This window comes from Nocardioides sp. (assembly GCF_035697785.1).
In the GTDB taxonomy this organism is placed as follows: domain Bacteria; phylum Actinomycetota; class Actinomycetes; order Propionibacteriales; family Nocardioidaceae; genus Nocardioides_B.
Genome location: NZ_DASSCL010000015.1, coordinates 1 through 12915, shown reverse-complemented (window position 1 = coordinate 12915; position 12915 = coordinate 1). Strand labels below are relative to the sequence as shown.

The window sequence follows — 12915 nt, the reverse complement described above, 5'->3', positions numbered from 1 at the left end:
GCTTCTTCGCTACCGCACGGAGGCCGGCTCGGTGTGGCAGCTCGACGTGGAGCCGTGGGCGGTCGTGGTGCGTCACGGCCGGTGGTACGTCCTCGGTCACTCGCACACCTCGGACGCCCGGCGGGCCTACCGGGTCGACCGGGTCCTCGAGGTGGAGGTCCTCGACGACACGTTCACGCCTCCCGCCGACCTGGACCCGGTCGCGGCGCTCGAGGAGCACCTGGCCGTCGGGTGGGAGTACGACGTCGAGGTCGTCATCGAGGCGGACGTCGAGACGACGGGCCAGTACCTCCCGCGCGCCCTGGGACGGCTCGAGGTGCAGGAGGACGGGACCACGCTTCTGCTGGGCAGCACAAGCAACCCGCGGTGGTACGCCGAGCGGCTCGCGGGGGTCCCGGTGCCGTTCCGGATCGTGCGCTGCCCGGAGCTCCGGGAGGCCGTGCGCGAGATCGGCAACCGGTTCCTGGTGGCGGCCGAGGATCCGGGAGGGCGGCCGTAGTCGACTGCCGATCGAGCGGCCCCGGTCAGGGCACCAACAGGCGGAACGAGACCTCGTTGGACACGTTGCTGTCCAGGACCGGCGGCGGTCCAGCGTTGACGGTCAACCGCTCGGTCTGGATCTGCACGCCGTTGGTGCCGCAGTCACCCGTCCACTGCGCGCAGGCGTTGCCCAGACCGCCCTCCGGCGAGGTCAGCATCCTGGGGCACCCGCCACCGCGCCGTCAGTACGCACAATGGCGGAGGGCCCGACCGATGGCCGGGCCCTCCGCTGGTACGCCTGCCGCCTACGGCACCAGCACCGAGAAGCTGGTGTGGTTCGACGGGTTGCTGTTCAGCGCGGTCCCGCCGGTGGCGATGCCCTGCTCCTGAGTCGTCACCTGGACGCCGTTGGCGCCACAGTTGCCGGACCACTGAGCGGTCTCGTTGGCGTCGCCGCCCTCGGCCTGCGCGAGCACGGCCACGGTGCGGTCCACGCCGGCCTTGAGCTCCAGGCAGTACACACCGTCCGCGGTGCGGGTCACCGACGCGATGTTCTGCGAACGCGCGTCGTCGAGCGCGCCACCGGTCGCGCCGGCGATCACGCGTGCGTAGGCGGTGACCGGGAGGGTCCCGGCCTTGAAGTCGTCCGCGGTGAGCGAGCCGTCGCGGACGTCCTTGCCCTTGAGCGTGGAGTCCTTGACGTCCCAGCTCTTGAGGTTGTCGTTCGCGATGTCCTTGCTCTTGAGCGTGCGGTTCTTGATGTCCCTCGACTCGATGCTGCCGTTGCGGATGTCCTCGCCACCGATACGGCGAGCCGCGTCCGCGACGATCGGGTTGCTGACGACCAGCGCCGCGACGATGGCGGCGGCTGCTCCGAAGGCAATCTTCCTGCGCATGAATCCCCCAGGGGTTCGTGTGTTGACGGTCCGAGGACCGCGGCACCGCCGAATCGGTGCCGGTCCCACACGTCTCACACATGCGCTGGTGTTTCAAACCCGGGGGCAGTCGCGACCGCCGCATCGAGTCCCGACCGTGAGGCCGTTGTGACCTCCCCGTGACCTACCGGAGATTTTGCCCACGCCGGTGTGGATGACCGGCCACGCGGGACCGGCGCCGTTGCCATGATGACTCCATGACGCGCACCGTCCACGCCCTTGTCGCATGCCTGCTGGCGGCGACACTCATCTCCGGATGTTCGTTCGGCGGCGGTGACGAGGGTGACAAGTCGGCCACCCCGGAGTGGGATCCCGCGGTCTCCCTGACCGCGGCAGGAGAGGACCTGGCCGAGTCGGCCGGTCTCGCCGACGGCGCCCCGACGTACGACGTGGAGGCCGACGTCGCCCCGCAGACGGGGAAGGTGTCGGGCTCGGTCCGGGCCGAGATCCCGGTCGGAGGTGATGCCGAGGTGCTGATGCGCTACTTCGCCGGACTGCCCGACTTCGAGGCCGGCGCGAAGGTTGGTCGCGTCGAGGTCGATGACGAGCCGGTCGACGCCGTCCTGGACCAGTCGCTCCTGCGGGTCCCCCTCCCGGACGGCCACCAGAAACGCGTTGGGCTGACGATCCCGTTCTCCTACACGCTGCCGGCGAGCGAGGCCGGCGGTGGCCTGCTCGACGCGCTCGGTGGGATGGGCGGGCCGGCCGACATCGGGCTGCTGTCCCGGCACCCCGACGCCATGAACCTCGGGCACTGGTTCCCGCTGTGGATCCCGTCGGGCAACAGCGCCGACCCGGACCCCGCCGGCTTCGGCGACATCGGCAACTCGCCGGCGGCGCTGATCCGGCTGAAGCTGACCGTCCCGGAGTCGTGGCAGGTCGTCGACGGGGGAGTGCGCACCGGCACCGACAGCGCCGACGGCAACGTCACGGTCACGTCCGAGGGCTACGGGATGAACGACCTGGTCGTCAGCGTCGTCAAGGGCTACGCGATGCGCGAGCGCACGCTCGACGGCGAGCTCGACGGTGTGGTGGTTCGCGCCTACGGGCCGCGGGGCGCGGAGGCGGAGCTCGCCGGGGTGCTGGACGAGACCGCCACGTCGATCGAGGTGCTGTCCGCCCGGTTCGCCGATTACCCCTGGCGCGAGTTCGACGTCGTGTCCGCACCGCTCGGCTCGGGCGTCGCCGGCATGGAGTGGCCGGGAGCGACGTGGATCGAGCCGTCGCTGTTCACCGGTGGCGTTCCCGGGCTGTCTGGCATCGAGGACATGCTAGGCGGCGTCGGCGGGCTCGAGGGGCTCGACGACCTGCTCGGCGGGTTGGGCGGAGACCTCGGCGGCCTGGTCGGCGGCGACACCGGCCGGATGCTCGAGACGATGCGTGCCTGGACGATCGCCCACGAGGTGGGACACGAGTGGTGGCACGTGATCGTCGGCAACGACTCGGTGCTCGCGCCGGCCGTCGACGAACCGTTGGCGCAGTACTCCGCGTGCCTGGTCATCCGCGAGCTGGAGGGCGGCGGACCGCGAGCGGTCGACGACCTCTGCGACACCCACATCAGGTCCGGCTACGAGCAGATGCGGGTGCTAGGTGACAAGGACGCCCGTGCCGACCGGGCGACCGAAGAGTTCGCCTCGGCCACCCAGTACGCCGGCGTCGTCTACGGCAAGGCCGCCGCGTTCTACCGGAAGCTCGAGGACCGGTTCGGCCGTGACCACGTAGCCGCCGCCCTCGGCGCGGTGACCGAGGCGCACGCGTTCGACATGCTCGAGGTCGACGACCTCCGCGATGCGCTCTCCGCCGAGCTGGACGACCCGGCGTTCGACCGGCTCTGGAAGCGATGGATGCAGGGCACCCGCGGCGACCAGGACCTCGACGTCGACCCGGGTGCACAGGGCGGCGCCCTGGGTGGACTCGGCGGCCTCGGCGGGGGCGAGACGGAGGACCTCGACCGGCTGCTGGAGGAGCTGCTCGGCGAGGACGGCAACCAGCAGGGGCTGGAGGATCTCCTCGGGGACCTGCAGGGCGAGTCGGGGCCGAACGCCTGACCCCGTCGTGTCCGCCGGGGCGCGCGGGTGACCGGGTCCGAAACCGATCAGACCGTTTCTTCTAGCACGATCGGGCCATTCGGCGTGTATCAGCGTCATATCCGGCCTTCTCTTCGGTTCCATGGGAGAAGCCGAGGGGATGCTGGGAGATGAGCACGATGAACACCGTCACGAACGCCACGGACAAGAAGCCGCGACCCAAGGGCGCGAGCCGACAGAGGTCCCGCAGCTGCACGTGCGGACAGCAGCTTGACGTGTGCCGCCGGGCGCACTGCCCGCGCTGCGGCCGCACGCTGCACCGCGACTGACCGAGCTCGACACCCGGGCCGACACCCGAGCCCAACCAGCCGGCACCCCGGCGTCCGGCGCCTGACGCGCCGCGGCGGGAGGCGTGGGTCGACGGGCTAAGGTACTCACGACGATCGGGGTCAGGCGTGAGCAAAGGTGAGTCGGGTGGAGAGGCAGGACACGATGGCGGGGAGCGACCGCCGGGTCCTCACGATTCCCAACGTCATCAGCATCGTCCGTCTCGCCGGCGTACCCCTGTTCCTCTGGTTGATCCTGGTCCCGGAGGCTGACGCCTGGGCCCTGGTCGTCCTGATGCTCTCCGGCATCAGCGACTACCTCGACGGCTACCTGGCCCGTCGCCTCGACCAGACCTCCAAGCTGGGGGAGATCCTCGACCCGGTCGCCGACCGGCTCTACATCCTCTCCACCGTCGTCGGGCTCGCGGTCCGCGACATCATCCCTTGGTGGCTGGCGATCCTGCTGCCGGCACGCGACCTGTTCCTGTGGGGCCTCGTCCCGTTCCTGCGCACCCGCGGCTACAGCGCCCTGCCCGTCCACTTCCTCGGCAAGGCCGCGACGGCGAACCTGCTCTACGCCTTCCCGCTGCTCCTGCTCGGCGACGGCACCGGCCTGCTCGCCTTGCTGGCCAAGGTGTTCGGCTGGGCGTTCGCGATCTGGGGGACCGCCCTGTACTGGTGGGCCGGACTGCTCTACGCCTGGCAGGTCCGCAAGCTCCTCGCCGACCACGACCGCCGGGCGCCGACCCTCGATGTCAGCTGACACCAGCCGCGGCAGCGGTACGACGAACCGGCGACCGGCCGCCGAGCGGAAGCTGCCGGACCCGCCGCCCCAGGCGGTGATGGGCCTGCTCAACTACATCACCGCCACATCGCTCGACGAGGACTACGCCGTCGCGTCTCGCGCCCGGCCGGACGACGAGACGACGAAGAAGACCGCGCGCCCCGGATGGAGCGCCCTGGCGATGATCGCGGTGTTCGGCATCCTCGTCGCCACCGCCGCGGTGCAGACGTCGCGCACCGCCGACACCACCGCCACCAGCCATGAGGAGCTGGTCAAGCAGATCAACGCGCGGAAGGGCCAGCTCGCCGACCGACGGGAGCGGGTCGACGAGCTGACCAGCGAGACGGAGACGCTCGAGACCAAGTTCCTCGAGGCCACCACCGAGGGCAGGGCGGTCCAGTCGCGGCTCACCTCGTTGGGCGTCGGCACCGGTGCCGATGCGGCCCGCGGCCCCGGGGTCCGGGTCCGGGTCGACGACGGTCCGCCGATCCCGTCCGGCCAGAACGAGATCCTCGACGGCGACCTGCAGAAGCTGGTCAACGGGCTCTGGCTCGCCGGCGCCGAGGGCATCGCGATCAACGGGGAACGGCTCACCTCCCTCACCGCGATCCGGCAGGGCGGGGCGGTCGTCACCGTGAACTACCGGCCGGTCTCGCCGCCGTACAACCTGTCGGTGATCGGCGACCCGGACACGCTCGCAGCGCGCTTCATCGACACACCAGGTGGTCAATGGTGGCTCGACCTGCAGGCGCTCTATGGTGTGGACCTCGAGATCACCAACACCGAGGAGCCCCTGACCTTGCCGCCGGCACGTCGCAGCGGTCTGCGCTACGCCCACACCCCGGAGACCCTGCGATGATCGCGGCTCTCGGCCTGGTCCTGGGCGTGTTCCTCGGCCTGCTCCTGCAGCCGGAGGTTCCGATCTGGCTGCAGCCCTACCTCCCGATCGCGGTCGTCGCCGCACTCGATGCCGTGTTCGGTGCGCTGCGGGCGTTCCTCGACGGGATCTTCGACGACAAGGTCTTCGTGGTCTCCTTCGTCAGCAACGTCCTCATCGCCGCCCTGATCGTCTACCTCGGTGACCAGCTCGGGGTCGGTGGGCAGCTCTCCACCGGCGTCATCGTGGTGCTCGGCATCCGCATCTTCTCCAACGTCGCCGCGATCCGTCGGCACCTCTTCCATGCCTGACGAGACGCTCGACTCCACCGCGCCCCGCCCCGAACCGGGATCGGAGCCCCCCACCAGCGGCCGCGACCGGCTGCTCGACTCACTGCGCCGTCCGGGGTCGCGCGGTCAGATCACGGCGGGGGTGCTGATGCTCGTGCTCGGCTTCGCGGCCGTGGTGCAGGTGCGCTCCAACAGCAACGACGCGGAGTACGTCGGGGCCCGGCAGGACGAGCTGATCAGCCTCATCAACTCCCTCAGCCTCGCGTCGCAACGGGCGGAGAACGAGATCGCCCAGCTGGAGCAGACCCGCAACTCCCTGCTCAACGACACCCAGGCGCGACGAACCGCGCTCGAGCGGGCGCGGCAGCGGGCCGACGAGCTGGGCATCCTCGCGGGCACGCTGCCCGCGATCGGGCCCGGCGTCCAGGTGACCGTGCGCGACCCCGACAACGCGGTCGGTTCCAACCACCTCATCAACGGCATCCAGGAGCTGCGCGACGCCGGCGCCGAGGCGATCGAGATCAACCAGAGCGTGCGCGTGGTCGCACAGACCTCGCTGCGGGACGGCCCCGACGGCGGGGTGATCGTCGACGGCGAGGAGATCACTGCGCCGTACATCATCGAGGCGATCGGTGCTCCGCACACCCTCGCGACCGGCCTCGACCTGCGCCGCGGGTTCAGCGACGAGGTCGAACGAGTCGGCGGCGAGGTCGTCGTCGCGCGGTCCGACGGTGTGGAGATCGCCTCGGTCCACCAGGCGCCCAGCGCGCAGTACGCCAACCCGGTGCCCACCGAGTAACCTGCCTGCCAGCCGTCGGCGTCATCCACCAGAAGGAGCGATTTGCCGTGTACCCCGAGGAACTCAAGTACACCAGCGAGCACGAGTGGGTGCGCAGCCCCGGCAACGGTGAGGGCACCGTCCGGATCGGCATCACGCACTTCGCCCAGGACGCGCTCGGCGACATCGTCTACGTCTCGCTGCCCGAGGTGGGTGCCACGGTCGAGGCCGGTACGACGGTCGGGGAGCTGGAGTCGACCAAGTCCGTCAGCGACGTCTACGCTCCCGTGTCCGGCACGGTGACGGCGCGCAACGAGTCCCTCGACGGCACCCCCGAGCTCGTCAACACCGACCCCTACGGCGACGGCTGGCTGTTCGAGGTGACGCCGGACGACGCGTCGGCCGTGGACGGGCTGATGGACGCCGAGGCCTACCAGCAGCAGCTCTGACCCCTCACGGTTCCCCACCCCCGGGTCCGCGCGATCCGTGTTGAACGCCGTGGCCGCCCTGATAGGTTCGGGGAACCATCAACCTCGACCGGCGGTTGAGGGTTGGATCAGACGTCCTCGGGATCTCTCGAGGTCCACGGCACGTTCAGTGGGAGGCATGGATGCCGTTCTGCACCGAGTGCGGACATCAGAACCCCGACGGCGCGCGATTCTGCTCGCAGTGCGGTCACCGCCTGGAGGAGACCCCGGCCGCCGCCAACCCCGCGGCCCAGGCATCGGGGGAGACGCCGGGGGAGACCACCGCGACCATCACCTTCGGCGGTCCGGCCAAGGAGGCCGAGCACCGCGAGGAGCGGACGCTCAACGACGCCGACGCGGCCGCGGTCGACGCACTCCCCGCCGGCAGTGCGCTGCTGGTCGTGCAGCGCGGGCCGTCGGCGGGCAGTCGTTTCCTGCTCGACACCGACGTGGTCGCCGCGGGCCGTCACCCCGACAGCGAGATCTTCCTCGACGACGTCACGGTGTCCCGCCGGCACGCCGAGTTCCGTCGCGGCCCTGGCGGCTACACCGTCGCGGACGTGGGCAGCCTCAACGGCACTTACGTGAACCGCGACCGGATCGACGAGGTCGCCCTCCAGGGCGGCGACGAGGTGCAGATCGGCAAGTATCGGCTGGTCTACTTCGCCAGCCACGCAGGAGCAGGCAGCGCGCGGTGACCGCGGAGGTCGGCACCAGGGCGGCCACCAACCGGGCAGCCCGGATCAGCATCGGCGAGGTCCTCGAGCAGCTGCGGCCCGACTTTCCGGGGCTGCACATCTCCAAGATCCGCTACCTCGAGTCCGAGGGACTCGTGTCCCCGGAGCGCACCCCGTCGGGCTACCGCAAGTTCTCGGCCCACGACGTCGAGCGGCTGCGTTACGTCCTGACCGCCCAGCGAGAGCATTACCTGCCGCTCAAGGTGATCCGCGAGCACCTCGACGCGATGGACCGCGGGCTCGAGCCACCGGCCCTGCCGACGACCGGCCCACAGGTGCCCCGGGTCGTGCTGTCCGGCGACGGGATGCCGAGCCCCGAGGCGTTCGCGGCCGGGGGCACCGAGCTGCGGCTCTCCAAGCGCGAGCTCGTCGAGACCGCGGAGATCGACGAGGAGCTGCTCGACCAGCTGGTCTCGTTCGGGATGGTGCGGATGCGGCCCGGCACCAAGCACTTCGACGGCGACGCGCTGGTGATCGCGAAGGCGGCGGGCGAGCTCGCGGCGTACGGTCTCGAGCCTCGTCACCTGCGCACGTTCAAGACCGCTGCCGACCGGGAGGTCGGGCTCGTCGAGCAGGTCGCGGCCCCGATCCGTGGTCAGCGCGATGCCGGCGCCCAGGCACGCGCGGAGGAAGCGGTCCGCGAGATCGCCGCACTGTCGGTGAAGCTGCACGCCACCTTGGTGAAGTCCGGGCTGAGCGGCGGTCGCTGACCGTCCACCCCGTCTGTCGGGGAGTGCCCGACCACCGGGATCGACCGCACACAGGGGGTTTCGGCCCGGGAGTAGTCTGACGACGTGCGTGAAGTCGATGTGATCGGTGTCCGGGTGGAGATGCCTTCCAACCAGCCCATCGTGCTGCTGCGCGAGGTGGCCGGGGACCGGTACCTCCCGATCTGGATCGGCGCGGTCGAGGCGACCGCGATCGCGTTCGCCCAGCAGGGGGTGGTTCCGCCCCGGCCGCTGACGCACGACCTCATGAAGGATCTGCTCAACGCCACCGGCAACGACCTCACCGAGGTCCGGATCACCGAGATGAAGGACGGCATCTTCTACGCCGTCCTCGTCTTCGCCACCGGCGTCGAGGTCAGCGCCCGGCCGTCCGACTCGATCGCCCTGGCACTGCGCACGGGCAGCAAGATCGTCTGCGCCGAGGACGTCCTCGATGAGGCCGGACTCGAGGTGCCCGACGAGCAGGAGGACGAGGTCGAGAAGTTCCGCGAGTTCCTCGATCACGTCACTCCCGAGGATTTCGAGTCGCATTGACGCATCTCAACCTCAACCTGAGGTTGAGGGTTGCGACACGCCAATCGCTTCGGGCGTGGTTCGTTGACCACCCTCAAGGCGAGGTTTACCTTGGGGATGTCTTCGCTGTAACTCCACCGTTGTGCTCTACCGAGCGCCCACGGCTTCCCCGGAGCGACAGGCAGAGCGAAGTGACAACGGAGGTAACCGTGACAGGCAACGGCGACAAGGCCGCGCACGAGCGCGAGGCGGAGAGCGCGGCCCTCGAAGCCGCCCAGGCTGCCGACAGCCAGGGGCTGCTCTTCGACGACGACGTGTCCCCGCTGCCCAGCGACGCCGGATACCGCGGTCCGACCGCCTGCAACGCCGCCGGCATCACCTACCGCCAGCTCGACTACTGGGCGCGCACGGGTCTGGTCGAGCCGAGCGTCCGCGGCGCGAGCGGGTCCGGCACCCAGCGCCTCTACTCCTTCCGCGACATCCTGCTGCTCAAGGTGATCAAGCGGCTGCTCGACGCCGGCATCTCCCTCCAGCAGATCCGCACCGCGGTACACCACCTGCGCGAGCGCGGCACCGACGACCTCACCCGCGTCACGCTGATGAGCGACGGCGCCAGCGTCTACGAGTGCACCAGCAACGACGAGGTCATCGACCTGCTCCAGGGCGGTCAGGGCGTCTTCGGGATCGCGATCGGCGGGGTCTGGCGCGAGATCGAGGGTTCCCTCGCCGAGCTGCCCAGCGAGAAGGCCGCCCGCGACGAGGACCACGCCAGCGACGAGCTCGCGGCGCGCCGGAAGGCCCGCCAGGTCGGCTGACCTCGCACGAACAACAGACGGACGCGTCCGGTGCCACGGCACCGGGCGCGTTCGTCGTCGTCCGGCTGGTAGGTTTGGCTCGCTCACGAATACGCACGGGAGAGTCTCCGGCGGGTGGCCAGCGGCCACCGGTGCGGAGCGCCGAAGGGGCAAATCCTCCCCGGAACCTCTCAGGCGCCAGGACCGTGCGGGCGAGGCAGCTCTGAAAGACCACCCCGGTGGGCCGACAGAGGGGGAGGCGACCGAGTCGAACCAGCCACGGTGCCAGTGCCGTGACCACCTCCACGGGAGCCTCTGATGTCCGATCACCCCACATTGACGCAGCTCGACGCCGCCGGTGCGTTCGTCGAGCGCCACATCGGACCGGACGACGAGCAGCAGGCCCGGATGCTCGAAGCACTCGGCTTCGGATCACTGACCGAGCTGATGGACGCCGCCGTCCCGGGCGGGATCCGGTCCGCCGCGGAGCTCGATCTTCCGGTTGCGGCCACCGAGGAGCGGGCCGCCCGAGACCTGCGGGCGATCGCGGCGCGCAACAACCCGCTCGAGCCGATGATCGGCCTCGGGTACGCCGGGACGATCACCCCCGCCGTCGTACGACGCAACGTGCTCGAGGACCCGAGCTGGTACACCGCCTACACGCCGTACCAGCCCGAGATCTCCCAGGGCCGCCTCGAGGCGCTGCTGAACTTCCAGACCATGGTGGGCGACCTGACCGGCCTGCCGACGGCCAACGCCTCCCTGCTCGACGAGGGCACCGCGGCCGCCGAGGCGATGACGCTGGTGCGCCGCGCCAACCGGAACGCCGCGGGCCGGTTCGTGGTCGACGCCGACGCGCTGCCGCAGACCATCGCGGTGGTGCAGACCCGGGCCCAGGCGATGGGCATCGACGTCGAGGTCGCGGATCTCTCCGACGGGCTGCCCGAGGGCGACCTGTGCGGCGTACTGGTGCAGTACCCCGGCGCCAGCGGGCGGATCCTGGACCCCCGGCCGCTGATCGACGCGGTGCACGAGCGCGGCGCGATGGCCGTGGTCGCCGCGGACCTGCTGGCGCTGACCCTGCTGGAGTCGCCCGGCTCGATGGGCGCCGACGTGGTCGTCGGATCGTCGCAGCGGTTCGGTGTCCCGTTGTTCTACGGTGGCCCGCACGCCGGCTACATGGCCGTCCGCAACGGCATCGAGCGGCACCTTCCCGGCCGGCTCGTCGGGGTCTCGGTCGACGCGGAGGGACGGCCGGCGTACCGGCTCGCACTGCAGACCCGCGAGCAGCACATCCGCCGGGACAAGGCCACCTCGAACATCTGCACCGCACAGGTGCTGCTCGCGGTGGTCGCATCGATGTACGCCGTCTACCACGGGCCGGAGGGACTCCGCTCGATCGCGCGGCGCGCCCACCGGTACGCCGGGGTGCTGGCCGCGGCCCTCGAGGACGCCGGGGTGGAGGTGGTCCATGACCGGTTCTTCGACACCGTCACTGCGCGGGTGCCCGGTCGTGCCGAGGGTGTGGTCGCCGAGGCCCGTGAGGCGGGCGTGCACCTGCGGCTCGTCGACGCCGACCACGTCGGTGTCTCCACCTCGGAGACCTCCGGTCGTCCACACCTGGAAGCGGTGCTGGGAGCGTTCGGGGTCCCGGTCGGCTCCGGGGGAGCGGATCTCGACGCCGTGGACGCGCGGGTCGGCGAGCGCTTCCCGGAGGGGCTGTCCCGCAGCACGCCGTTCCTGACCCACGAGGTGTTCAACACCCACCGTTCCGAGACGTCGATGCTGCGCTACCTGCGCCGGCTCTCGGCCCGCGACTACGCGCTCGACCGGGGGATGATCCCGCTCGGCTCCTGCACGATGAAGCTCAACGCGACCACGGAGATGGAGCCGATCAGCCTGCCCGGCTTCGCGGGCCTGCACCCGTTCGCCCCCGCGGAGGACGCGGAGGGCTATGCCTACCTGATCGAGGAGCTCGAGTCCTGGCTGGCCGAGGTCACCGGCTACGACAGGGTCTCCATCCAGCCGAACGCCGGGTCACAGGGCGAGCTCGCCGGTCTGCTGGCGATCCGCGCCTTCCACGTGGCCAACGGCGAACCTGCCCGCGACATCTGCCTGATCCCGTCGTCGGCGCACGGCACCAACGCCGCGTCCGCGGTGATGGCCGGGATGCGGGTCGTGGTCGTGAAGGCCGCCGCGAACGGTGCGGTCGACCTCGAGGACCTCGCCGACCAGTGCGCCAAGCACCGGGACGACCTCGCCGCGATCATGGTCACCTACCCGTCGACCCACGGCGCCTACGAGGACGGGATCACCGAGCTGTGCCGGCTCGTGCACGAGCACGGCGGGCAGGTCTACGTCGACGGGGCGAACCTCAACGCGTTGCTGGGCTATGCACGTCCGGGTGAGTTCGGTGGCGACGTGTCGCACCTCAACCTGCACAAGACGTTCTGCATCCCGCACGGAGGAGGCGGGCCGGGTGTCGGTCCGGTGGCGGTGCGGGCACACCTGGCGCCGTACCTGCCCAGCCATCCGATGCACCCCGACCCGGCGCGACGCGACGGCATCGGGCCGATCAGCGCGGCACCGTACGGGTCCGCGGGGATCCTGCCTATCTCGTGGGCGTACGTGCGGATGATGGGGGCGGAGGGACTCACCCGGGCGACCGCGGTCGCGGTGCTGTCCGCCAACTACATCGCCAAGCGGCTCGGTGAGCACTTTCCCGTGCTCTACAAGGGACATGGCGGTCTGGTGGCCCACGAGTGCATCCTCGACCTGCGCGAGCTGACCAAGCAGACCGGGATCACCGTGGACGACGTCGCCAAGCGGCTCGTCGACCATGGCTTCCACGCCCCGACGATGTCCTTCCCGGTGGCGGGGACGCTGATGGTCGAGCCCACGGAGTCCGAGGACCTCGCCGAGCTCGACCGGTTCGTGGCGGCGATGGTCGCGATCCGCGGCGAGATCGACCGGGTCGGCGCCGGCGAGTGGAGCGCGGACGCGTCCCCGCTGCGCCACGCGCCCCACACCGGACGGGTGGTCGTGGGGGAGTGGGACCGCGACTACCCGCGGGAGCTGGGGGCGTTCCCGACCGGCATCGACCCCGACAAGTACTGGCCGCCCGTGGCGCGGGTCGACCAGGCCTACGGTGACCGCAACCTGGTCTGCGCGTGCCCGCC

General features: G+C 70.7%; 15 protein-coding genes and 1 riboswitch. Of the genes, 13 read left to right on the top strand and 2 right to left on the bottom strand.

Annotated elements, in window-relative coordinates:
• A partial coding sequence (locus tag VFH10_RS02405) for a WYL domain-containing protein (RefSeq protein ID WP_325125561.1) occupies positions 1-499 on the top strand: 499 nt, incomplete at its 5' end.
• 25 nt (positions 500-524) lie between these two features.
• Here the strand turns inward: VFH10_RS02405 and VFH10_RS02400 are convergent.
• A complete protein-coding gene (locus VFH10_RS02400; protein ID WP_325125559.1) occupies positions 525-698 on the bottom strand; it encodes a hypothetical protein in 174 nt (57 codons plus the stop codon).
• 87 nt (positions 699-785) lie between these two features.
• Positions 786-1376, bottom strand: a complete 591-nt coding sequence (locus tag VFH10_RS02395; protein WP_325125557.1) for a hypothetical protein — start codon at positions 1374-1376, stop codon at positions 786-788.
• Between the two features lie 236 nt (positions 1377-1612).
• On the opposite strand from VFH10_RS02395, the gene VFH10_RS02390 reads away from it, so the two are divergent.
• From VFH10_RS02390 to gcvP, 12 genes are all read left to right on the top strand, one after another.
• Positions 1613-3463, top strand: a complete 1851-nt coding sequence (locus tag VFH10_RS02390; RefSeq protein ID WP_325125555.1) for a M1 family aminopeptidase — start codon at positions 1613-1615, stop codon at positions 3461-3463.
• A gap of 149 nt (positions 3464-3612) precedes the next feature.
• Positions 3613-3771, top strand: coding sequence for a hypothetical protein (locus VFH10_RS02385; protein WP_325125553.1), 159 nt, complete (start codon positions 3613-3615; stop codon positions 3769-3771).
• A gap of 163 nt (positions 3772-3934) precedes the next feature.
• Positions 3935-4531 (top strand): CDP-alcohol phosphatidyltransferase family protein, encoded by a 597-nt coding sequence (locus tag VFH10_RS02380; protein WP_325125565.1) that lies wholly within the window; start codon positions 3935-3937, stop codon positions 4529-4531.
• Positions 4521-5411 carry a DUF881 domain-containing protein gene (locus VFH10_RS02375; protein ID WP_325125551.1) on the top strand — a complete coding sequence of 297 codons (891 nt, stop codon included), beginning with the start codon at positions 4521-4523 and terminating at the stop codon, positions 5409-5411. The genes VFH10_RS02380 and VFH10_RS02375 overlap by 11 nt, the downstream gene beginning before the upstream one ends.
• A complete protein-coding gene (locus VFH10_RS02370) occupies positions 5408-5740 on the top strand; it encodes a small basic family protein (protein ID WP_325125548.1) in 333 nt (110 codons plus the stop codon). The genes VFH10_RS02375 and VFH10_RS02370 overlap by 4 nt, the downstream gene beginning before the upstream one ends.
• Positions 5733-6518 (top strand): DUF881 domain-containing protein, encoded by a 786-nt coding sequence (locus VFH10_RS02365; protein WP_325125546.1) that lies wholly within the window; start codon positions 5733-5735, stop codon positions 6516-6518. The genes VFH10_RS02370 and VFH10_RS02365 overlap by 8 nt, the downstream gene beginning before the upstream one ends.
• A 47-nt stretch (positions 6519-6565) precedes the next feature.
• Positions 6566-6946: a glycine cleavage system protein GcvH gene (gene gcvH / locus VFH10_RS02360; RefSeq protein WP_325125544.1), complete on the top strand. Its 381-nt coding sequence runs from the start codon at positions 6566-6568 to the stop codon at positions 6944-6946.
• A gap of 161 nt (positions 6947-7107) precedes the next feature.
• The gene (locus tag VFH10_RS02355; RefSeq protein WP_325125542.1) at positions 7108-7662 is read left to right on the top strand and encodes an FHA domain-containing protein; all 555 of its coding nucleotides are present in this window, start codon (positions 7108-7110) and stop codon (positions 7660-7662) included.
• A complete protein-coding gene (locus VFH10_RS02350; protein WP_325125540.1) occupies positions 7659-8411 on the top strand; it encodes a MerR family transcriptional regulator in 753 nt (250 codons plus the stop codon). Before VFH10_RS02355 ends, VFH10_RS02350 begins: the two co-directional genes overlap by 4 nt.
• An 84-nt stretch (positions 8412-8495) precedes the next feature.
• Positions 8496-8963, top strand: a complete 468-nt coding sequence (locus VFH10_RS02345; protein ID WP_325125538.1) for a bifunctional nuclease family protein — start codon at positions 8496-8498, stop codon at positions 8961-8963.
• A gap of 275 nt (positions 8964-9238) precedes the next feature.
• Positions 9239-9757, top strand: coding sequence for a MerR family transcriptional regulator (locus VFH10_RS02340; RefSeq protein ID WP_325125563.1), 519 nt, complete (start codon positions 9239-9241; stop codon positions 9755-9757).
• Between the two features lie 86 nt (positions 9758-9843).
• Positions 9844-9953, top strand: a riboswitch (glycine riboswitch).
• A 101-nt stretch (positions 9954-10054) separates the two neighbouring features.
• Positions 10055-12915 (top strand): aminomethyl-transferring glycine dehydrogenase (gcvP, locus tag VFH10_RS02335; protein ID WP_325125536.1); only part of this gene is annotated, 2861 nt, incomplete at its 3' end.

Bases quoted from the DNA above. Each gene is read 5' to 3' on its own strand.
- VFH10_RS02400 (WP_325125559.1), bottom strand. From the start codon at position 698: ATGCTGACCTCGCCGGAGGGCGGTCTGGGCAACGCCTGCGCGCAGTGG.
- VFH10_RS02395 (WP_325125557.1), bottom strand. From the start codon at position 1,376: ATGCGCAGGAAGATTGCCTTCGGAGCAGCCGCCGCCATCGTCGCGGCG.
- VFH10_RS02390 (WP_325125555.1), top strand. From the start codon at position 1,613: ATGACGCGCACCGTCCACGCCCTTGTCGCATGCCTGCTGGCGGCGACA.
- VFH10_RS02385 (WP_325125553.1), top strand. From the start codon at position 3,613: ATGAGCACGATGAACACCGTCACGAACGCCACGGACAAGAAGCCGCGA.
- VFH10_RS02380 (WP_325125565.1), top strand. From the start codon at position 3,935: ATGGCGGGGAGCGACCGCCGGGTCCTCACGATTCCCAACGTCATCAGC.
- VFH10_RS02375 (WP_325125551.1), top strand. From the start codon at position 4,521: ATGTCAGCTGACACCAGCCGCGGCAGCGGTACGACGAACCGGCGACCG.
- VFH10_RS02370 (WP_325125548.1), top strand. From the start codon at position 5,408: ATGATCGCGGCTCTCGGCCTGGTCCTGGGCGTGTTCCTCGGCCTGCTC.
- VFH10_RS02365 (WP_325125546.1), top strand. From the start codon at position 5,733: ATGCCTGACGAGACGCTCGACTCCACCGCGCCCCGCCCCGAACCGGGA.
- VFH10_RS02355 (WP_325125542.1), top strand. From the start codon at position 7,108: ATGCCGTTCTGCACCGAGTGCGGACATCAGAACCCCGACGGCGCGCGA.